Genomic DNA, 20,585 nt, shown 5'->3' with positions numbered 1-20,585 from the left:
ACAGCTTATGCGTATCGGCCGATGATAGCCCAGCCTACGAGAACAGGTTCCGCACCCGCTTGGCCACGTCCACGCTGGGCGCTTGAGGCTCTTTCGGCGCGGCGCGCCCGGCCGGCAGGTCCGGCAGCTTGGGCAGGTGGTCGAACAGCGGCAGCATCGCATTGGTGATGTAGCGCGTGCGCGATCCGTAGACGTGCCGGTCGCCCATGCCGGTCTGCTGGTGCACGTAGAAGCGCTGCGGCACGATGAGCTGCAGGCGTTCCTTGGCGCGTGTCATCGCCACATACAGCAGGCGGCGCTCTTCCTCGATTTCCTCGGCCGTGCCGGTGCTCATGTCCGACGGGATGCAGCCGTCCACCACGTTCAGGACATAGACCGCCTTCCATTCCTGTCCCTTGGCGGAATGGATGGTGGACAGGATCATGTAGTCCTCGTCGCGATGCGGCGCGCCGGACTCGTCGCTGGTGGCGTCCGGCGGATCCAGCGTCAGTTCGGTCAGGAAGCGTTCGCGCGAGCCGTAGCCCGCGGCGATGCGCACCAGCTGGTCCAGGTCGGCGCGGCGCACGCGCGCATCGTCATACAGGCGTTCCAGCTGCGCGCCATACCAGCGCAGGGCCAGGTCCACGTCGGCGGGCCATTTCAGCGCGGGGTCGCACAAGGCCGCATACGTATCGGCGAAAGCGCCCCACTCTTCCTGCGCCGCCGCGCCCGGCTTGAATTCGCGCAGCGCGCGCAGCGGTTCGGCGGAGGCGGACATGGCGTCCATCAGCTTGCCCGCCGTGGCCGGGCCGATGCCGGGCAGCAACTGCGCCACGCGAAAGCCCGCCATGCGGCCGCGCGGATTCTCCGCCCAGCGCAATAGCGACAACAGGTCCTTCACGTGCGCGGCCTCCAGGAAGCGCAGCCCGCCGAACTTCACGAAGGGAATGTTGCGGCGGGTCAGTTCAAGTTCCAGCGCGGCGCTGTGGCTGGCGGTGCGGAACAGCGCCGCCTGCGACTTGAGCGTGGCCCCGCCTTCGCGCTGCGCCAGCACCTGGTCGGCCACCCAGCGCGCCTGGCCGGCTTCGTCGCTGACCGTCACCAGTTCGGGCAGCTGGGACGACTGGCGATCGGTCCACAGGTCCTTGGCGTAACGTTCCGTGGCCAGGCCGATCACGGCATTGGACGCGTTCAGGATGGGCTGGGTGGAACGGTAGTTGCGGTCCAGCGTGATGACCCTGGCCGGGTTGGGAAACTGGTTCGGAAAGTCCAGGATGTTGCGCACCGTGGCCGCGCGGAACGAATAGATGGATTGGGCATCGTCGCCCACCACCGTCAGGCCGCGGCCGTCGGGCTTCATCGCCAGCAGGATGGCGGATTGCAAGCGGTTGGTGTCCTGGTATTCGTCCACCAGCACGTGGTCGAAGCGCGCGCCCACGTCGGCCGCGATGCCGGGGTCGCCCATCATCTCGGCCCAGTACAGCAGCAGGTCGTCGTAGTCCAGCACCTGCTGGTCCTGCTTGGCCACGACGTAGGCGCGGAACAGGTTCTTGAGTTCGTCTTCCCATTGGGCGCACCAGGGGAAGGAGGTCTTCAGCACGTCGGCCACCGGGGTCTGGCTGTTGACCACGCGCGAATAGATGGCGAGGCAGGTGCCCTTGAGCGGAAAGCGCGACTTGGTGGACGACAGGCCCAGTTCGTGGCGCACCATGCCCATCAGGTCCTCGGCATCGCCGCGGTCGTGGATGGTGAAGGCCTCGGACAGGCCGATGCGTTGCGCGCAATCGCGCAGCAGGCGCGCGCCGATGGCGTGGAAGGTGCCGGCCCAGGGCAGCGACGGCGCCTGCTGCGTGGCGCGCAGCCTCATCACCCGCTGCAGCACCGAGCCCACGCGCCGCTCCATTTCCAGCGCCGCGCGGCGCGAGAAGGTCAACAGCAGCATGCGCTGGGGATCGGCGCCGTTCAGGATCAGGTGCGCGACCCGGTGGGCCAGCGTATTGGTCTTGCCCGAGCCTGCCCCGGCGATCACCAGCAGGGGGCCGTCGTCTCCCGGCGCGCCGGCCACGCCGAATTCGGCGGCCTCGCGTTGGGCGGGGTTGAGATCGGCCAGGGGATCAGGGCGTTCGGTGGACGGGTTGGACGTATCGGTTTGGTCGGACATGGGGCGGGGCTGCAGCAAGGCAGCCGCTGAAAACGGCGAGCCCGGACATTGCCGGGCTTCGGATGAACACTGTATATTTATACAGAATTTTTTCAATAAAGTCTGATTCGCCTGTGGCCATGCGCCTCTTGACCGGCACCGCCTCCTGGACCGATCCCACCCTGCTGGCCTGCGGCCGCTTCTACCCGCCGGAGGTCCGCAGCGCCGAAGCGCGGCTGCGCTTCTATGCCTCGCGCTTTCCCATGGCCGAGGTCGATTCCAGCTATTACGCCATGCCCACGGCCGAAAACGCCTACTTGTGGGCGCAGCGCACGCCGGACGATTTCGTCTTCAACATCAAGGCCTTCCGGCTGTTCACCGGCCATCAGACGCCGCTATCCGCGCTGCCCGCGGACATCCGGCGCGAACTGCCCGATTGGCCGGAACCCGTCATTTACCACGACCGCATGCCCGCCGACCTGCGCGATGAACTCTGGCGCCGCTACCAGCTTGCGCTGGAACCCTTGCGCATGACGGGCAAGCTGGGCGCGGTGCATTTCCAGTTTCCGCCCTGGATCCGGCGCGACGCGCGCGGCCGGGCGCGGGTGGCCGACTGCGCGCGTCGCATGGAAGAACACCTGGTGTCGGTGGAATTCCGCCACCGCAGCTGGTTCGAGTCGCCCTCCGCCACCACGGACACCCTGGCCTTCGAACGCGATCTCGGCGTGGTCCATACGGTGGTCGATAGCCCCCAAGGCTTCGACAACACCGTGCCCGCGGTCTGGGAGTGCACCCATCCGGAGCTGACGCTGCTGCGCCTGCACGGACGCAATACGGCCGCCTGGAACGTGTCCGGCGCCGCGTCCTCGGGCCGCTTCCAATACGAATACTCGGAACAGGAGCTGGCCGAACTGGCCGAGCGCTTCGCGCGGCTGGCGGCGCAAAGCGCCCAGGCGCACGCGGTGTTCAACACCAACTTCGAAGACCAGGGCATGCGCAACGCCGCGGCCTTCGCGGCGGCGCTAGCGCCCGCCTGACGCCGCCAGCGCGACGGACGCGCGCGCCACTTCGTTCAGGCTGTCCAGCAGCACCTCGAATTTGCGCGCAATGTCGTGCTCCGGCACGCAGGCATAGCCCAGCAGCAGGCCCGGCCGGCGGCCCTCGTCGTTGACGTAGTAGCGCGACAGCGCGCGCGTAAGCACGCCCTTGCTGCGCGCCACATCCACCACGCGCAGATCGTCCATGTCCTCGGGCAGCGTCAGCACCAGATGCAGCCCCGCCATGCTGGCGTCGCGATGCAGCCAATCCGGCCCCAGCCTGCGTTCAATCAGATTGACCAGCATGGCGCGGCGGCGTCCGTACAGCATGCGCATGCGGCGGATGTGGGCGGCGTAGTGGCCTTCCGAGATGAACGTGGCCAGGGCCGCGTGCGTCATCAGGTGGCCCTCGCGGTAGAGCTCGGCGTGCGCTGCCTGGAACGCGGCGGTCAGGGTCTTGGGCAGCACCAGGTAGCCCACGCGCAGGCCCGGATACAAGGTCTTGCTGAAGGTTCCCATGTAGATCACGGGCGCGTCGGGTTCCAAGCCCAACAGCGAAGCGATGGGCCGGCCGGAGAAGCGGAATTCGCTGTCGTAGTCGTCTTCGATGATCCAGCTGCCGCTTTGCCGCGCCACCGCCAGCAACTGGCGCCGGCGCGTCAGCGACATGACCGGCCCCAGCGGATACTGGTGCGAGGGCGTGACGAAGATGAAGCGCGGCGGCGTGCCCACGGTCTCCGGCAGGCGCATGCCCTCCTCGTCCACCGGCAGGTGCACGGTGTGCAGGCCGTTGGCCTGCAGCACGGTGCGCGCGCCCCAGTAGCCAGGATCCTCGACCCAGGCGGTCTCGCCGGCTTCGCCCAGGATGCGGGTGGTCAGGTCGATGGCCTGATGCGAGCCCTCGGTGATGATGATCTGCTCGGGATCGCAATCGATCGAGCGCGTCAGCGCCAGATGCTGCGCCAGCGCCTCGCGCAGGGCCGGCAGCCCGCCGCCGTAGGCGTAGGTCAGCAGGTCGGGCGAGGGATTGCGCCACAGGGCGCTGAAAATGCGGCCGAACTTCTTGTGCGGGAATTCGGTCAGGTCTGGCACGCCGGGCATGAAGGCGCCCCACTGGTAGGGCGAGGCCGAGACGCCGTCGACGATGGCGGCGCCGCGCGGCGACAGCGCCGGGCGCGGCTGCGCGGGCGGCGGCTGGCGCTTGCGCCGGCCGCTGGCCAGGTAGGAATCCGGCACCGAGGCGTTGACGAAGGTGCCGTTGCCCTGGCGACTGCGGGTGTAGCCTTCAGCCAGCAGTTGGCTATAGACGTGGACCACGGTGTTGCGGGCGATGCCGAGCTCTGCCGCCAGGTCCCGCGAGGCGGGCAGGCGCGAGTCCGCGGCAATGGCTCCATCCAGGATGGCTTCGCGGATGCCGCGGTACAGCCGCTTGTTCATGGGCTCGCTGGAGCCGTCCGCCAGCCGCAGCTGCAGCAAGTCACCGACTATGGACCGCAATTGGTTCTACCCGATTTATAAAAGTGGTTCCCACAAATGGGGCCATCGTAGCATTAAATAAGGTTTTCCCGCCCCATCATGCTCGCAGAGGCTGAGATGAAGAATCAGGACCTGAATACCCGCCGTTCCCTGGCCACGCCCCGCGGCGTCGGCGTCATGTGCGACTTCTACGCGGTGCGCGCCGAAAACGCCACCCTGTGGGACGCCAATGGCAAGGAATATATCGATTTCGCAGGCGGCATCGCCGTCCTGAACACGGGCCACCTGCACCCGAAGATCAAGGCCGCGGTCTCCGCGCAGCTGGACAACTTCACGCACACGGCCTACCAGATCGTGCCGTACGAAGGCTATGTCTCGCTGGCCGAGCGCATCAACCGCCTCGCCCCCATCGACGGCCTGAAGAAGAGCGCCTTCTTCACCACCGGCGTCGAAGCCGTCGAAAACGCCATCAAGATCGCGCGCTCGGCCACCGGCCGCTCGGGCGTCATCGCCTTCTCGGGTTCGTTCCACGGCCGCACCATGCTGGGCATGGCGCTGACCGGCAAGGTCGCCCCGTACAAGCTGTCGTTCGGTCCGATGCCGGGCGACATCTATCACGTGCCCTTCCCCAACGCCACCCAGTCCATCACCGTGGCGGACTCGCTCAAGGGGCTGGACCTGCTGTTCAAGTGCGACATCGATCCCAAGCGCGTCGCGGCCATCATTCTGGAACCTGTCCAGGGCGAAGGCGGCTTCAACATCACCCCGCCGGAACTGATGACGGCGCTGCGCAAGATCTGCGACGAACACGGCATCCTGCTGATCGCCGACGAAGTCCAGACCGGCTTCGGCCGCACCGGCAAGCTGTTCGCCATGGAACACCACTCGGTCCAGGCCGACCTGATCACCATGGCCAAGAGCCTGGGCGGCGGCTTCCCGATCTCGGGCGTGGTCGGCCGCGCCGACGTCATGGACGCGCCTGCGGCCGGCGGCCTGGGCGGCACCTACGCCGGCAACCCGCTGGCGGTCGCCGCGGCGCATGCCGTGCTGGACGTGATCGCCGAGGAAAAGCTGTGCGAACGCGCCGTCACCCTGGGCGACAAGCTGCGCGCGCACCTGGAAGGCCTGCGCGCCAAGGTGCCGGGCATCGCCGACGTGCGCGGCCTGGGCTCCATGGTCGCCCTGGAACTGAACGATCCCGCCACCGGCAAGCCGGACGCGGAAGCGGTCAAGCGTGTGCAAGCCCGCGCCATCGAAAAGGGCCTGATTTTGCTAAGCTGCGGTGTGTACGGCAACGTCCTGCGCTTCCTGTACCCCTTGACCATCCCCGACGCCCAGTTCGATCGCGCGCTGGCCATCCTGTCCGAGGCGCTCGCCGCCTGACGCACAGGACCTGAACTACCGGTATTCCGGCGGGCAGGCACAAGTTTTGCGGGCGTAGCGGATCTGCCGCCACGCCCGCAAGCGTTTCCTGGCCCACCGCTTCCCTTCAAGGAGACTCCAACAATGACCGCACTGACCCATCCCCTGGCGCGCCCCGATCTGCTGCGCGACGCCTGCTACATCGACGGCAAGTGGGTAGCCGCCGGCAACGGCCCGTCCATCCCCGTGGACAATCCCTCCACCGGCAAGACTATCGTGTCCGTGCCCAAGCTGGGCCGCAAGGAAGCCGAACAAGCCATCGCCAGCGCCGAGGCCGCCCTGCCCGCCTGGAGCGCCAAGACCGGCAAGGAACGCGCCGCGATCCTGCTGAAGTGGGCCCAGCTCATGATGCAGAACCAGCAGGACCTGGCCGCCATCATGACATCCGAACAGGGCAAGCCCGTGACCGAAGCCGCCGGCGAAATCGCCTATGCCGCCTCGTTCCTGGAGTGGTTCGGCGAAGAAGCCAAGCGCATCGACGGCGACATCCTGCAAAGCCCCAAGGCCGGCCAACGCCTGATGGCGCTCAAGCAGCCCATCGGCGTCACCGCCGCCATCACGCCGTGGAACTTCCCGGCCGCCATGATCACCCGCAAGGTCGGCCCGGCCCTGGCCGCCGGCTGCACCATGGTGGTCAAGCCCGCGCAACAGACCCCGCTGACCGCGCTGGCGCTGGCCGTGCTGGCTGAAGAAGCCGGCGTGCCCGCTGGCGTGTTCCATGTCATCACCGGCAGCTCGCGCGAAATCGGCGCGGCCCTGTGCGAAAGCGACGTGGTGCGCAAGCTGAGCTTCACCGGCTCCACCGAAGTCGGCCGCACGCTGATGGAGCAGTGCGCGCCCACCATCAAGAAGCTGTCGCTGGAGCTGGGCGGCAACGCGCCCTTCATCGTGTTCGACGACGCCGACCTGGACCGCGCGGTCGACGGCATCCTGGCTTCCAAGTACCGCAATGCCGGCCAGACCTGCGTCTGCGCCAACCGCATCTACGTGCAGGCCGGCGTGTACGAAGAAATCGCCAAGCGCCTGGTCGCCAAGGTCGAAGCCATGAAGGTCGGCGACGGCTTCGCCGACGGCGTGACCCAGGGTCCGCTGATCGACAGCAGCGCCGTGGAAAAGGTGCAGGAGCACATCGCAGACGCGACCGCGCACGGCGCCAAGGTCATCGCCGGCGGCAAGCCCCACGCGCTGGGCGGCACCTTCTTCGAACCGACCGTGGTGCGCGACGTGACCCAGTCGATGCGCTTCGCGACCGAGGAAACCTTCGGCCCGGTGGCCCCGCTGTTCCGCTTCGAAACCGAAGCGGAAGTCATCGGCATGGCCAACGACACCATCTTCGGCCTGGCCGCCTACTTCTTCACCCGCGACTACGCCCGCATCTGGCGCGTGTCCGAAGCGCTGGAGTACGGCATCGTCGGCATCAACACCGGCATCATCTCCAATGAAGTCGGCCCGTTCGGCGGCGTCAAGCAATCCGGCCTGGGCCGCGAAGGCTCGAAGTACGGCATCGAAGAGTACCTGGAGATCAAGTACCTCTGCGTGGACCTGGGCGCCTGACGGCCCCTTGCGCGCCGCGGCCCCCGCAGGCTTCTGCCGGCGGGGGCCGCGCGCATTTGGCGCGCGGGTTTCCGGGAGTCCGATATGTGGCATCCCGCCCCGCGTCCGGCATGGTAGATTTGCGCGTTCCCTGACCGAACGAGTCCGTATGAGCAGAACCTTCACCCGCGAGGACACTCGCCGGCTTGCCGCCATCCTGGCCGAAACCGCGCAGACGGAAGTCATGCCGCGCTTTCGCAATCTGCCGGAAGGCGCTGTGCGCGGCAAAAGCTCCGCCCGCGACCTCGTGACCGACGCGGACGAAGCCGCCGAACGCCTGATCGCCGCGCGCCTGGCCAAGCTGCATCCGGGCGCCGTGCTGATCGGCGAAGAGGCCTCGGCCCGCAATCCCGCGCTGCTGAACATGCTGGTCGACGCCGACCTGGCCTTCCTGATCGACCCCATCGACGGCACCCGCAACTACGTCGCGGGCCTGCCTCTCTTCGGCATGATGATCGCCGCCTGCCATCGCGGCGACGTGATCGCGGGCGTCATCTACGACCCGGTCAGCCGCGACAGCGCGCTCGCCGTGCGCGGCGAAGGCGCCTGGATGGAATATGAAAACGGCAAGCAGGCCCAGCTCGCGGTGGCCAGCCCCGCGCCGCCCGAAGACATGGACGGCCTGATCTCGACCGGCGCCCTGCCCGAGCCGATGCGTACCACCGTCAACAGCAACCTGTCGCGCCTGGGCAGCACCGCCTCGCTGCGTTGCGCCGCGCATGAGTACCGCATGCTGGCCGCCGGGCACTGCCACATCGCGTTCTACAACCAATTGACGGCCTGGGACCACGCAGCCGGCTGGCTGCTGCACCGCGAAGCCGGCGGCTACGCGGCCCACTTCGACGGTTCTCCCTACAAGCCCACGCATCGCACCGGCGGCCTGCTGTATGCGCCGGACGCCGGCAGTTGGCACGCGGCCCGCAAGGCGCTAATGGAGGACATGGCGGACGCCCCCGAGACTTGACAAACGCTGCTCTAAAAAGGTCGAAAACTCGGGGTTATCCCTAGGAGTTATCCCCAGTTCCTGTGGACAACCCTATGGAAAGGTCTGTAACAGCCGAAAAAAACCTTTGCAGGGCAAGTACTTGCTTAGACCGGTCAAAAACCGGCCGGCCCCGGGGTGTGTTACAGCGCGTCCAGCGCCACGGCGCAAGGCAGTTCCACTTTCAGCGTCAGCATGCTGTCGGCGCGGGTGCGCCCCAGGTTGATGGCAGCTACCGGCATGCCGTTGCGCGACGCGGCGCTGACGAAGCGGTAGCCGGAATACACCATCAACGATGACCCCACCACCAGCACCGCGTCGGCGTTCATGAGGCCGGCGTTGGCGCGGTCCACGCGTTCGCGCGGCACGGTTTCACCAAAAAAGACCACGTCCGGCTTGACGATGCCGCGGCAGCGCGGACAGCGCGGCACCTGAAATTGCGCAAAGTCCTCGCCTTCCAGGTCGGCGTCGCCGTCAGGCGCATCCGTGGCATCCAGCAGCGTCCATTCCGGGTTGCCGTCCTGCAACGCCTCTTGCCATGCCTGGCGGCCGCCGCGCCAGTCGCAGGCCATGCAACGCACCTCGTCCAGCCGGCCGTGCAGGTCGACGACGTCGCGGCTGCCGGCGGCCTCGTGCAGGCCGTCGACGTTCTGCGTCACCAGCACCGAGACGCGGCCGCGCGATTCCAGCCGCGCCAGCGCCCGGTGCGAGGCATTGGGCTGCACGTGGCCGAAACGGCGCCAGCCCACCATGCTGCGCGCCCAATAGCGCGCCCGCGCCAGTTCGCCGCCCATGAAGGTCTGCAGCGTCATGGGCGGCTTGCGCTTCCATTCGCCTTCGGTGTCGCGGTAGTCGGGGATGCCGGAATCGGTGCTGACGCCCGCCCCCGTCAGCACGAACAGCCGCGGGTGGCGGTCGACAAAGCCGCGCAGCGCGGCCAGATCAGAGACTCGTGTGTCCATCCAGGCTCCTCAGGGCCGGCCGTTACGCGGGCGCCCATCGGCGCCCGCGCGAAAAGGCGGCCGCTGCGCGAAAGGCTGCGGCCTCAAGCTGCTCAGCCGCCCAGGCCGCAGTCGGGCATGTCGCTGACCAGGCTGGCCTGGGTCACGTTGCTGCCCGGCGGCACGCTGCGGGTCAGCCAGACGTTGCCGCCGATGGTCGAACCCTTGCCGATGGTGACGCGGCCGAGAATCGTCGCGCCAGCGTAGATCACCACGTCGTCCTCGATCAAGGGGTGACGCGCCAGGCCCTTCTTGAGTTCGCCGTTTTCACCCGGCGGGAAGCGCTTGGCGCCCAGCGTGACCATCTGATAGAGGCGCACGCGGTCGCCGATGATGGCGGTCTCGCCGATCACGACGCCGGTGCCGTGGTCGATGAAGAAGCTGCGGCCAATGGTCGCGCCCGGGTGGATGTCTATGCCCGTATCCGCATGCGCGATTTCCGCCACGATGCGCGCCAGCATCGGCGCGCCCAGGCGGTACAGCACATTGGCCAGACGGTGGTGGATCATCGCCGCCACGCCCGGATAGCACAGCAGGACCTCGTCCACATTGTGCGCGGCCGGGTCGCCCTGATAGGCGGCGGTCACGTCCAGGTCCAGCGCGGCGCGCACGCGCGGCAGCTCCGCGCCGAACTGGCGCACGATCTCGATGGCGCGCTGGCGCGCATCCGCGGGCTCGGTCTGTTCGGGCCGGCCCACGTACTGCAATTCAAGGCAGACCTGGTGCAGCAGCGCGTCCAGCGCCGCGCCGATGGTATGGCCGACGTAGAAGTCCTCGACCTCTTCGCGCAGGTCGATGGGACCCAGGCGCATCGGGAACAGCGCGCCACAGAGATCCTTGACGATCTGGCGCAGGCTTTCCTGCGACGGGAATTCGCGCAGGCCGGCGTCTTCGCGCAGGCGGCCGCGGGGACCGCGCCAGGCCACGCGCGCTTCGCGCAGGCCGGACACGATGCTGTCCAGGTTCCAGTGGGCCGGCGCGCTGTAGGTCGGCCCGCTCATGACTGCAGCTCCTGCAGGAGGCCGGTAGAGGGATTGAATTCAAACATGGGTGCGCCTCGTTGACGGTGCACGGCCGCGGCGGCCAGGCCGCCGGGCAATGCTGCTTCGCAATATTTCCGTCAACTGTAACCGCTCGCGCCGGTTTCGAGGAATCCATCCGATACGGCGCAGGGGTTATGTCCCTGTGCCGAGGTCGTAGCCCTGAGGGTTGCCCTGCTGCCAGCGCCAGCCGTCCGCGCACATCGCATCCACGTCATGCGTGCTATGCCAGCCGAACAAGGAAGCCGCCAGCGTGGGATCGGTCCACATCTTTTCGACGTCGCCGGGACGCCTGGCCTGCGCCTGCACGGGAATGCGGCAGCCGTTGACCCGTTCGAACGCATGCACCAGCTCCAGCACGCTGGTGCCCTGCCCGGTACCCAGGTTGACCGCCACGAATCCGGGGTGGCGCTCCGAATAGGCCAGCGCCTGCACATGCCCCTGCGCCAGGTCCATTACGTGCAGATAGTCGCGCACGCCGGTGCCGTCGGCCGTCTCGTAGTCGTCGCCGAACACCCGCAGGAAAGGCTGGCGACCTACCGCCACCTGGGTGATGTACGGGAACAGGTTGTTCGGAATGTCGCGCGGACTTTCCCCGATCTGGCCGCTCGGATGCGCGCCGATGGGATTGAAGTAGCGCAACGTCACCGCGCTGAACGCGGGATCGGCCGTGCAGACATCGCGCAGCGCTTCCTCCACCATCAGCTTGGTGCGGCCGTAGGGGTTGGTTGGCGCCAGCGGATGCGCCTCGGTCAGCGGCAGGTAGCGGGGCTCGCCGTAGACTGTGGCCGAAGAACTGAACACCATGCGCGTCACGCCCGCCTCGCGCATGGCGCGCAGTAGCGTCACCGAGCCGCCGACGTTGTTGTCGTAGTACTTGAGCGGATCGGCAACCGACTCGCCCACCGCTTTGCTGCCGGCCAGATGCAGCACCGCCTGCACCGGCGCGCCGCGCGCTGCCGTCTCGGCCAGCACCGATTCGACCAGTCCAGGGCTGCGGATGTCCCCTTCCACCAGAGGAATCTCCACGCCGCAGAGGCGCTCGACGCGGCGCACGGCCTCGCGGCTGCCGTTGCTGAAGTTATCCAGCACCAGCGGCCGCTGGCCCGCCGCCAACATCGCGACCAGCGTGTGCGTGCCGATGTAGCCGGCGCCGCCCGTCACCAACACATGCAGATCCGGCATGGTCTCCCTCACAGATGCGCCGCCACGCCCGGCACCCAGGCATGGCGCGGCCGCGGCGCCTGTGCATGGCTGCGGTAGCGGTCGATCCAGTACGAGGTGGACGCGTCGTGGCCCCAGTCCACCACGCCGGCCGACACCGGCACCGCCAGCTCGCGCTCGATGCCGGTGGCCAGGCGTTTGCCCAGTTCCACGCCCCACTGGTCGAAGGGATTGATGCCCCAGACCACGCTCTGCACGAACACCTTGTGCTCGTACAACGCCAGCAGCGCGCCCAGGCCGCGCGGATCCAGCTGGCGCAACACGATCAGGGTCGAAGGGCGCCCGCCCGGATGGACCATGTGCTGCGCCAGGCTCAGCGCACGCTCCTGGTCGTCGATGTGCGCCACGTCCATCAGCGCCTGCTCCAGGCATTTGCCGCGCAGCAACGCCTGGCGCTGCGCCAGGCAGTTGGCCAGCAGCATGCGGTGCGCATCGGGACTATCCGCATGGCCTTGCAGACTGGCGATGAAGTCCACCGGCGCGCCCTCTTCGCTTTGATGCAGCCACTGGAAGAAGGTGTGCTGGCCATCGGTGCCCGGCATGCCCCAGATGATGGGAGCCGTCGGCACGCCGACCGCCGCGCCGTCGCCCGCGACCCGTTTGCCCAGCGATTCCATTTCCAGCTGCTGCAAATAGGTGACCAGGTGCAGCAGCCGCGCGCTGTAGGCCGCGATGTTCAGCGAGTTGTGGCCCAGCACGCTGCAGTTGACCAGGCCCGCCAGCGCCAGCTGGATCGGCGCATTCGAGGCGAACGGCGCTTGCTGGAAATGCTGGTCCATGGCCTCGGCGCCCGCCCGCATGCCGATCAGCACGTCGGCGCCGACCGTCAGCGCGATCGACAGGCCGGCGACCGACCAGACCGAATAGCGCCCGCCCACCCAGTCGCACATCTTGAAGATCTGGCTGGACGGCACGCCCAGCGCGCGTGCCGCCGACACGTTGGCGGTGACCGCGGCCAGATGTTCCGACACGTCGGCCACGCCGCCCTGCTTGAGCCAGGCGATGGCCGCGCGCGCGTTGTGCAGCGTCTCGGCGGTGGTGAAGGACTTGGAAGACACCACCACCAGGCAGCGGCGCGGGTCCAGCCCGGCCACCGCATCATGGAACGCGTGTCCGTCGATGTTGGACACGAAGCGGATCTGACGGCGCTGCTGCGCCCCGCCAAACGCCTGGACCGCCAGGCGCGGCCCCCAATCGCTGCCGCCGATGCCGATATGCAGCACCGTGTTGAAATCGGCCATCTGGTCCACCCGCCGCACGAAGTCCGTCATGCGCGAATGCTCGCAGACGGAGTCAGCGTCCTGGCCGTCAGGCTGTTCCCGCGTGCGCCCGGCGCGCAGCGCCGTATGCCATGCCGGTTTGCCTTCGGTCCAGTTGACCGGCTCGCCCGCGAACAATGCCTGGCGCGCATCCGCCACGCCGCGCGCCTGCAGCAGCGACATGGCCGCCGCTTCCAGCGCCGGCGACTGCCGTTGCATGCTCAGGTCCACGCAAAGACCCGCCGCCTCGATGACCTTCAGCGCCGCGCCGTCCAATTCCGCGCCGTGCGCGGCCTGCGCGAACGCCTGCCACTCCGGGCTGTCCGCCAGGCCCGAATTCGCCCTTAGCGCCTCAATCGCATACTTGGCCTTTCCCATCGCGTGATGCTCCTTAAAACGGTAAACGAACATGAGGGGCAATGCGTCGGAACGCGTTGCGGAAATCCTCCTCGATACGGGCCAATGCGGCCACGGTGTCCCCTTCAAAACGCAATACCACCGTCGGCGTGGTGTTGGACGGACGCGCCAGGCCGAAGCCGTCGGCGTAATCCACCCTGATGCCGTCCAGGTCGTTGATGGACTGCGCGCCGGGAAACTGTCCCTGCGCACGCAGCGCTTCCACCAGGTCGAACTGCTCGCCTTCGGCGGTTTCCAGCTTGATTTCGGGCGTAGCGCAGGACTGCGGCAGGCTTTCCAGCAGGGCCGAGGGATCCGGCGCGCCGGACAGGATCTCCAGCAGCCGGGCGGCGGCGTAGATGCCGTCGTCAAAGCCGTACCAGCGCTCCTTGAAAAAGATGTGGCCGCTCATCTCGCCGGCCAGCAGCGCGCCGGTCTCGCGCATCTTGGCCTTGATCAGCGAGTGCCCCGTCTTCCACATGGTGGCCTTGCCGCCCGCCTCGGTGATGGCGCGCGCCACGTGGCGGCTGCACTTGACGTCATAGAGGATCTCGGCGCCCGGATTGCGCGACAGCACGTCGCGCGCGAACAGGATCAGCTGGCGATCGGGCCAGATGATCTGCCCCGTCTTGGTCACCACGCCGAGCCGGTCGCCGTCGCCGTCGAACGCCAGGCCGACCTCGCAGTCGGAATAGCGCAGGCAATAGATCAGGTCCTGCAGGTTCTGCGGATCGGCCGGATCCGGGTGATGGCCCGGGAACGAGCCGTCGACCTCGCAGAACAACTCGACCACTTCGCAGCCCAGGGCGCGGAACAGCGCCGGCGCCGCGGCGCCCGCCACGCCGTTGCCGCAATCGATGGCGATCTTCATCGGACGCGCCATGCGGATATCGCCCATCAGGCGCGCCGTGTAGCACGGCATGATCTGCATCTGCGTGCGTCCGCCCGAGGCGCTGGCCGATTCGATGGGCAGGCGCATCGCATCGCGCAGCGCGGTGATGCCTTCGCCATATAGCGAGGCGCCGTCCAGCACGATCTTGAAGCCGTTGTGCGCGGGCGGGTTGTGGCTGCCCGTGACCGCGATGCCCGCGCCCGTGTCCATCAGGCGCGTCGCGAAGTACACCATCGGCGTGGTCGCCATACCGATGTCGATGACGTGCATGCCCGCCGAGCGCAGGCCCGCCTGCAAGGCGGCCGCCAGCTCGACGCTGCTCAGCCTGCCGTCCCTCCCCACCACGATGGACCGCGCCCCCTGTTCGCGGGCCTGGGTTCCCGCCGCCATCCCCAGGCTGTGCGCGAACCTCGCATCGATTTCTTCCGGCACCGTGCCGCGTATGTCATAAGCCTTGAAAACCGCATCCAGAATTTGCGGCGTGTCCCAGCCAAAAGTTCCGTGCATGCCAGTTTCTCCGGGTGGCGTTATTTAGGGCCGTTCTGTTTGAAATCGCCGTAATACGCCGCACGGGAGTAGCGGTAACTGCCGTACTTGGACCGGAAGCCGAAGCGTTCCGGCAGGAGCTTGAGGCCGTTGAAGAGCACGCCGTCCACCGGCGCGCCCGCCTGGATCAGGCGCTTGGCCGTCTCGCGGATCTCGCCCACGGTGTTCATGCCCGAACGCACCACCACCATCACCGCCGCCGCATGCGTGCCGACCACGGCCGCGTCCGGAGACGACAGCACGGGCGCCGTGTCCAGGATCACCATGTCGTACTGCGAGGCCAGTTCGCGCAGGGTTTCGCCGAACACCGGCGAGGCCAGCAACTCGGACGGGTCGAAGGTGACCGCGCCGGTGGCGATGAAGTCCACGCCCTCGGACACGCTGTGCTTGCGGACCTGGGTCAGCGGTATCGTGCCCGACAGCACTTCGAACAGGCCGTCTTCCTTGGGCACGCCAAAGTAGCGGTTGAGCTGGCCCTTGCGGAAGTCAGCGTCGATCAGCAGCACGCGCTTGCCCACGCCGCCCTGGATGAAGGCGAAGTTGGCCGACAGGAAGGACTTCCCCACGCCTGCCACGGGGCCGGTGAACATGACCATGTTGTTGGCCGACTGGCGCAGCGACGCCTGCAGCACGTTGCGGAACGACCTCAGGCTTTCGATGGGCGGCGCGTTGCCCTGGCTCTGCGCCAGCAGCGCAGGCACGCTGGCGTTCTTGCGCCGGCTGCGCCGCCACAGCTTGTCCTGCATGTCGCTATAGGGAATGGCGGCCAACACCGGCAGGCCGGTATGGCGTTCGACGTCGTCGGGTTCCGACAGTCCGCCGAACAGCGCATTGCGCACGAACGCGCACAGCATGCCGAAGATCAGGCCGAAGGCGGTCGCCACGCCGATGATGATGGCGGCCTTGGGACGCACCGGCTTGTCCGGCTGCACCGCCGAGTCCAGGATGCGCACGTTGCCCACCTTGCCGGCGCGGATCAGGCGCAGCTGCTGGGCGTTGTTGAGCAATGCCGTGTAGAGCTCGGTGTTGACGCGCACGTCGCGCACCAGGCGCACCACGTCCTGCTCCAGGTCAGGCAACTGGCGGATGTTGTTGCCGATGCGGTTGACGTCCCCGGTCAGCCCGGCGATCTGGCGGTCCAGCGCCACGATGCTGGGGTGGGTTGGCGCGAAGCGGGTGATCATCTCCTGGCGCTTGGAGCGCAGTTCCATCACCTTGGTCTGCGCATCCACCGATTGCGCAAGGATCAGCTTGGCTTCTTCGCTCAGGTCGATGGTGCCGCGCTTGTTGCGCAGGGAGTTGTACTTGGTCTCGGCCGCGTCCAGCTCGCCCTTGAGCACCGGCAGCTGCTGTTCAAGGAATACCAGCGACTTCTCGGCCTGCGCCGACTTGCGGTTCACGTTCTGCTGCACGTACTCCTGGCCGATCTGGTTGAGCACGGCAGTCGTCAGCGCCGGATCATTGCCTTCCAGCGTGACGCCGATCACCCCCGACGTGCGGCCGCGCTCGAAGATCCCCAGGCGCGCCTGCACATCCTCGATGGCTGCCAGGCGCGAGCTGCGCGACACCGTGAACTCGGTCCCGGGGCGTCCCGTCAGCGCGTCGATATGCACGTCCATCGCGCCGCCGCCAGGCAGCCGGAAATGCTCGGGCTTGCCCACGGTGCCGTTGAAGGTCGCGCCCGTGAACTTGTCGCTCAGCGTGTAGCGCCCTTCGCCCAGCGTGGTCACGCGAAAGGGCTTGCCCAGCCATTCGTTGGGCACGTCCAGCTGCGAGATCGCGATGGCTTCGCCGCCCCATGCATAACCGCCGCGCGGCAGGCTCGACGGATACGGCAGGCTTTCGTAGCGCTGCGCCAGCCATTCGCCGATCACGGGGAAATAGCGCGGCTTGGCCTGGATGTACAGCAGGAACTTGTCGACTGCGGGTCCAACCACCATGCGCGAACGCAGCACTTCCATTTCGCCCGAGGTCTCCGCCTTGGTATCGAACATGGAGGACACATCGCCGAGCAGGCTGCGGCTCTGCCCCTGCGGCATTTCCTCTTCCACCTGCACGATGATGTCGGCCGAGTACACCTTGGGCGTGATCATCACATAGGTAAGCGCCCCCAGTAATGCAAGCAGAGTGATCGCGATGATCATCCACCGGTTGGAGAAGATGGCGTCCACATGGGACGACAACGGAGTTTCCTGCTGGCGAGCCGGCACGGACGGCTCGAACGATTCGATGGGCAACGACATGCAGCTCTCCAAGAGAAGACGCCGCCGCGGTCGCGGCGTCCCCAGGCGTGGTTTAAGGCGGACTAATCTATGGACTTCACGGTCTGTACGGTCTGGGCGCTCGGGAACAGATTGCTGATGAAGCGGTTCCACCGCACCAGGGCCGCCGTATCCACGAACACCACGTCTTTGGGTTGCAACTCGAACTTCTCCGCCACCGCAAGAGTCTGCGGCGATCCGGCGTTCAGGTGGAACACCAGCGGCGTCGCTTGCTCAGTGCTGCGCACAACGAATATTTGCGACGGATTCGAGGTCAGCTGGTTCGGTCCTCCGGCCAAGCCCAGCGCCTCGGTCAACGACATGCGTCCGTCACGCATCACTGCCGCGGTGGGCAAGGTCACCTCGCCCATCACGAACACCTTGCTGTCATCGCGCGGCGTGACCCTGACGATGTCGCCGGACTTCAGCAGCACCTGGTTCAGGTCTTGGCCACGCTCGATCAGCGCAGGCACGTTCACGCGAGTACGGCGTCCGTCACGGATCACGTAGACTGCGCTGCGATCGCCCGTGGGCAGAATGCCTCCGGCCCTGTTGATCGCTTCCAACAGGGTCATCGGGATATCGTTGATCGCGATTGCGCCCGGCGTCTTCACTTCGCCATCGACGTAAACACGCTTGCTGCGATATCCCAGAACGCGTACGGTGATCTGCGGATCCTGGATGTACTTGCTCGAACTATTCACTATGAGATTGCGCGCCTGAAGTTCCGTCAACCCGGCCACTTTCAGCAATCCCGCATAGGGAAATTGGATATATCCAGTGGATGAAACCGTATAGCCCGGAATGCCCGAGGCGGTGTCTCCAATGGCTAGTTCCGTTACCCCAGTCCCGATGGCGTAGGTTTGCGTCGGAAGGACGAGTTCAGGGTGATCCCACACTACGATCGAGAGGATGTCTCCGGGCCCGATCAGGTACGGCCCGGACTTGCCATAGAGCTTGTCGACGCCTTCGTTGTCGAGCAATGCCTGGCGCGCGCGCTGGTCTTCAAGCACCAGCGACGGCGTGATTTCCTTGATTACAGCCTTGGAGTTCGGATCCAGCGGATCCGCAAGTTGATTGGCGTCAAAGGTCATACCGGGAGACAAGGCGCAAGCGCCCAGCGAGGACACGAGCGCGATAGCTGCTATGCCTCGGCTCAACGTTCCGAAAAATGTCGTCATGGCAAATCCACTTGTGAATGACTTCGTTGCTTGGAGTGAGCCCGATGCGTAACGGGTTGCGACATTCCACTCTCTTTTCCTAGCCCCGCACATTCGACGGATGTCCTAAGCCTTCTCCTACATCGTTTGGAGGTTTCGGGTGCCTTGCGCACTCAATAAGATTTTGTCGGTAGCCACAAGCTTTGCGGCGGTGCACTGTCTTTGCCTTTCGCACGGCGGCTCCCCACGAACAGGAGTGCGCGATGGACCCGTCCCAAACGGACACGTCGTCTAGATTCAGCGGAGCAAGCTATCTCTATCGCTTGCTCGATGCCGCGATCGTGATCGCCTGCGGCCTGACTGCCACCGGCTTGAAATTCTCGGACGATGCCTTGGCGGATCCTCCGCAGATCCATCTGTTCCTTGTGTATCTGTGCGGCCTGGGCGTGGTCGCCATATTCCCGGCCTTCCGCCTCTATGTATCCTGGCGCGGCCGCCTGCTGACCGACCTGGTCGTGCGCAGCCTGGCGGCCTGGGCGCTGGTGTTCGCGCTGGGCATCTGCATCAGTTTTCTCATGCACCAGACCGCGGCGATATCGCGCATATGGGCGGCTACGTGGTTCGGCATGTCGGCGCTGACGCTGGCCGGCTTACGCATTGCGGTCTACGCGATCCTGGGCGCGGCGCGCGACCGCGGGCTGGACCGCAAGCGCGTACTGCTGGTGGGCTTTGGCGCGCTGGGCCATGACCTGTGGCGCCGCGTCGAGCAATACCGCGGCGCGGGCTACGAAGTGGCGGGCATCTATGCCGAGCCCCATGAGAACCTGCCGCCGCAAGTCCGCCGCCTGCATGACCTGGACGAGCTGCATGGCTTCGTGCATGAGCACAACGTCCGCGAGATCTGGATCGTGCTGCCGATGGAAGCGGGCCAGGAACTGCGCGAAGTCCTCTATCACCTGCGCAACGACCTGGTGGATATCCGCTGGATTCCCGATGTCATGTCGATCCAGCTGCTGGGGCACCGCATCGGCGAATTCCTGGGTCTGCCGGCCATACAGCTCAACAGCCTGCCGGCCGCCGGCGTGCGAGGCTGGGCCAAGGAACTCTTCGACCGCGGCTTCGCCTTCTGCGCGCTGGTCGGGCTGTCGCCCGTGATGCTGACGGTGGCGATCCTGGTGAAGGCGACTTCGCGCGGCCCGGTGTTCTTCACCCAGCCTCGGCTGGGCGTGGACGGCAAGGTCTTCCATGTCTACAAGTTCCGCACCATGACAGTGCATCAGGAGCATGGCGTGGTCACCCAGGCCACGCGCAACGATGCCCGCGTCACGCGCATCGGCGGCTTCCTCAGGCGCACCAGCCTGGACGAACTGCCGCAGTTCCTGAATGTGCTGATGGGCGACATGTCGGTGGTGGGTCCGCGTCCGCACGCGCTGGAACACAACGAAATGTACAAGGACCTGGTGCAGCGCTACATGATGCGCCACCGCGTCAAGCCGGGCATCACGGGCTGGGCGCAGGTCAACGGCCTGCGCGGGCAGACGGACACGCTGCGCAAGATGAGCGACCGGGTCGAGTACGACATCTACTACATCCAGCACTGGACGTTCAGGATGGACCTGCAGATCATCGCCCGCACGGCGTTGTCGGGATGGACGGGCCGCAATGTCTACTAAACCCTTGGGATGGCCCGAGCAACGCAAGGCCGCGGCCCGCGACGGCTTGCTGGCGCAGGCGGAGTTCCGCCAGGCGGTAGAGATGTTGCCGCTGGTTTCCATCGACCTGCTGCTGCGCGATGCCGCGGGCCGCTACCTAACTGGCCTGCGGGCCAATCCCCCGGCCCAGGGCGCCTGGTTCGTGCCGGGCGGACGGATCCGCAAGAACGAGACCCTGCACGCCGCGCTGCGCCGCATCGCCCGCGACGAACTGGGCATCCCGGTCAGCGAGCTGGCCTGGACCCCGCGCGGCGTGTACGAACACTTCTATGGCACCAATTTTGCGGGTGAAGCCGGACGCTCCACCCACTACGTCGTCCTCGCCTATGAGGCCGAGCTTTCTTTGGACATTTCCAGCCTGCCCCAGGCCCAGCACCGCAGCTACCGCTGGCTGCCCGCGAAGGCCCTCGCCGCCGATCCCGGCGTGCACCCCTACACCCAGGCCTACTTCAAGGAGTGAGCGCC

At 66.8% G+C, this 20,585-nt stretch carries 15 protein-coding genes; 6 read left to right on the top strand and 9 right to left on the bottom strand.

The features are described 5' to 3' along the window. Nucleotides 1-34 precede the first annotated feature (34 nt). Nucleotides 35-2,140, bottom strand: a complete 2,106-nt coding sequence (locus IB268_RS26175) for an ATP-dependent helicase (protein ID WP_192355016.1) — start codon at nucleotides 2,138-2,140, stop codon at nucleotides 35-37. A gap of 119 nt (nucleotides 2,141-2,259) precedes the next feature. On the opposite strand from IB268_RS26175, the gene IB268_RS26170 reads away from it, so the two are divergent. After that, nucleotides 2,260-3,156, top strand: a complete 897-nt coding sequence (locus IB268_RS26170; RefSeq protein WP_054453679.1) for a DUF72 domain-containing protein — start codon at nucleotides 2,260-2,262, stop codon at nucleotides 3,154-3,156. Here IB268_RS26170 and IB268_RS26165 read toward each other — a convergent pair. Further along, nucleotides 3,142-4,653: a PLP-dependent aminotransferase family protein gene (locus tag IB268_RS26165; RefSeq protein ID WP_367648240.1), complete on the bottom strand. Its 1,512-nt coding sequence runs from the start codon at nucleotides 4,651-4,653 to the stop codon at nucleotides 3,142-3,144. The two genes, IB268_RS26170 and IB268_RS26165, sit on opposite strands and share 15 nt — an antisense overlap. Before the next feature lie 96 nt (nucleotides 4,654-4,749). On the opposite strand from IB268_RS26165, the gene IB268_RS26160 reads away from it, so the two are divergent. The 3 genes from IB268_RS26160 (at nucleotide 4,750) to IB268_RS26150 (ending at nucleotide 8,611) form a co-directional block, all read left to right on the top strand. After that, nucleotides 4,750-6,015: a 4-aminobutyrate--2-oxoglutarate transaminase gene (locus tag IB268_RS26160; protein WP_054453043.1), complete on the top strand. Its 1,266-nt coding sequence runs from the start codon at nucleotides 4,750-4,752 to the stop codon at nucleotides 6,013-6,015. Nucleotides 6,016-6,138: 123 nt separating this feature from the next. Continuing rightward, nucleotides 6,139-7,608 (top strand): NAD-dependent succinate-semialdehyde dehydrogenase, encoded by a 1,470-nt coding sequence (locus IB268_RS26155; RefSeq protein ID WP_054453045.1) that lies wholly within the window; start codon nucleotides 6,139-6,141, stop codon nucleotides 7,606-7,608. A 148-nt stretch (nucleotides 7,609-7,756) separates the two neighbouring features. Further along, on the top strand, nucleotides 7,757-8,611 hold the full coding sequence (locus IB268_RS26150) for an inositol monophosphatase family protein (protein ID WP_192355015.1): 855 nt from the start codon (nucleotides 7,757-7,759) through the stop codon (nucleotides 8,609-8,611). A 161-nt stretch (nucleotides 8,612-8,772) separates the two neighbouring features. Here the strand turns inward: IB268_RS26150 and IB268_RS26145 are convergent, their stop codons facing one another. The 7 genes from IB268_RS26145 to IB268_RS26115 all read right to left on the bottom strand — a co-directional run bounded on the left by IB268_RS26145 (nucleotide 8,773) and on the right by IB268_RS26115 (nucleotide 18,429). Next, entirely contained in the window at nucleotides 8,773-9,591 is an 819-nt protein-coding gene (locus tag IB268_RS26145) for an NAD-dependent protein deacetylase (RefSeq protein WP_192355014.1), read from the bottom strand. A gap of 92 nt (nucleotides 9,592-9,683) precedes the next feature. Beyond that, on the bottom strand, nucleotides 9,684-10,631 hold the full coding sequence (gene epsC / locus IB268_RS26140) for a serine O-acetyltransferase EpsC (RefSeq protein WP_054453050.1): 948 nt from the start codon (nucleotides 10,629-10,631) through the stop codon (nucleotides 9,684-9,686). Nucleotides 10,632-10,805: 174 nt separating this feature from the next. After that, a complete protein-coding gene (gene galE, locus IB268_RS26135) occupies nucleotides 10,806-11,855 on the bottom strand; it encodes a UDP-glucose 4-epimerase GalE (RefSeq protein WP_119450026.1) in 1,050 nt (349 codons plus the stop codon). Nucleotides 11,856-11,863: 8 nt separating this feature from the next. Then, nucleotides 11,864-13,531: a glucose-6-phosphate isomerase gene (pgi, locus tag IB268_RS26130; protein ID WP_192355013.1), complete on the bottom strand. Its 1,668-nt coding sequence runs from the start codon at nucleotides 13,529-13,531 to the stop codon at nucleotides 11,864-11,866. 13 nt (nucleotides 13,532-13,544) lie between these two features. After that, nucleotides 13,545-14,948: a phosphomannomutase/phosphoglucomutase gene (locus tag IB268_RS26125; protein ID WP_054453058.1), complete on the bottom strand. Its 1,404-nt coding sequence runs from the start codon at nucleotides 14,946-14,948 to the stop codon at nucleotides 13,545-13,547. Between the two features lie 20 nt (nucleotides 14,949-14,968). After that, entirely contained in the window at nucleotides 14,969-17,230 is a 2,262-nt protein-coding gene (locus tag IB268_RS26120; RefSeq protein WP_054453060.1) for a GNVR domain-containing protein, read from the bottom strand. Between the two features lie 62 nt (nucleotides 17,231-17,292). Next, nucleotides 17,293-18,429: a polysaccharide biosynthesis/export family protein gene (locus tag IB268_RS26115; protein ID WP_054453063.1), complete on the bottom strand. Its 1,137-nt coding sequence runs from the start codon at nucleotides 18,427-18,429 to the stop codon at nucleotides 17,293-17,295. 242 nt (nucleotides 18,430-18,671) lie between these two features. Here IB268_RS26115 and IB268_RS26110 point away from each other — a divergent pair, with 242 nt between their 5' ends. Next, on the top strand, nucleotides 18,672-20,081 hold the full coding sequence (locus IB268_RS26110) for an undecaprenyl-phosphate glucose phosphotransferase (protein WP_125471884.1): 1,410 nt from the start codon (nucleotides 18,672-18,674) through the stop codon (nucleotides 20,079-20,081). A 46-nt stretch (nucleotides 20,082-20,127) separates the two neighbouring features. Then, the gene (locus IB268_RS26105; RefSeq protein WP_054453683.1) at nucleotides 20,128-20,580 is read left to right on the top strand and encodes a GDP-mannose mannosyl hydrolase; all 453 of its coding nucleotides are present in this window, start codon (nucleotides 20,128-20,130) and stop codon (nucleotides 20,578-20,580) included. The last annotated feature ends 5 nt before the right edge of the window (nucleotides 20,581-20,585 follow it).

The sequence above is a fragment of the Achromobacter sp. ACM01 genome (genome assembly GCF_014851745.1).
Classification (GTDB): domain Bacteria; phylum Pseudomonadota; class Gammaproteobacteria; order Burkholderiales; family Burkholderiaceae_B; genus Achromobacter; species Achromobacter aegrifaciens.
The sequence above is the reverse complement of the archived record's forward strand: the minus strand, read 5'-3'. Positions and strand labels throughout refer to the sequence as shown.

What these genes read in the sequence shown, in the direction of transcription:
- IB268_RS26175 (WP_192355016.1), bottom strand. Translation starts at nt 2,140, where the DNA reads ATGTCCGACCAAACCGATACGTCCAACCCGTCCACCGAACGCCCTGAT.
- IB268_RS26170 (WP_054453679.1), top strand. Translation starts at nt 2,260, where the DNA reads ATGCGCCTCTTGACCGGCACCGCCTCCTGGACCGATCCCACCCTGCTG.
- IB268_RS26160 (WP_054453043.1), top strand. Translation starts at nt 4,750, where the DNA reads ATGAAGAATCAGGACCTGAATACCCGCCGTTCCCTGGCCACGCCCCGC.
- IB268_RS26155 (WP_054453045.1), top strand. Translation starts at nt 6,139, where the DNA reads ATGACCGCACTGACCCATCCCCTGGCGCGCCCCGATCTGCTGCGCGAC.
- IB268_RS26150 (WP_192355015.1), top strand. Translation starts at nt 7,757, where the DNA reads ATGAGCAGAACCTTCACCCGCGAGGACACTCGCCGGCTTGCCGCCATC.
- IB268_RS26145 (WP_192355014.1), bottom strand. Translation starts at nt 9,591, where the DNA reads ATGGACACACGAGTCTCTGATCTGGCCGCGCTGCGCGGCTTTGTCGAC.
- epsC (WP_054453050.1), bottom strand. Translation starts at nt 10,631, where the DNA reads ATGAGCGGGCCGACCTACAGCGCGCCGGCCCACTGGAACCTGGACAGC.
- galE (WP_119450026.1), bottom strand. Translation starts at nt 11,855, where the DNA reads ATGCCGGATCTGCATGTGTTGGTGACGGGCGGCGCCGGCTACATCGGC.
- pgi (WP_192355013.1), bottom strand. Translation starts at nt 13,531, where the DNA reads ATGGGAAAGGCCAAGTATGCGATTGAGGCGCTAAGGGCGAATTCGGGC.
- IB268_RS26125 (WP_054453058.1), bottom strand. Translation starts at nt 14,948, where the DNA reads ATGCACGGAACTTTTGGCTGGGACACGCCGCAAATTCTGGATGCGGTT.
- IB268_RS26120 (WP_054453060.1), bottom strand. Translation starts at nt 17,230, where the DNA reads ATGTCGTTGCCCATCGAATCGTTCGAGCCGTCCGTGCCGGCTCGCCAG.
- IB268_RS26115 (WP_054453063.1), bottom strand. Translation starts at nt 18,429, where the DNA reads ATGACGACATTTTTCGGAACGTTGAGCCGAGGCATAGCAGCTATCGCG.
- IB268_RS26110 (WP_125471884.1), top strand. Translation starts at nt 18,672, where the DNA reads ATGGACCCGTCCCAAACGGACACGTCGTCTAGATTCAGCGGAGCAAGC.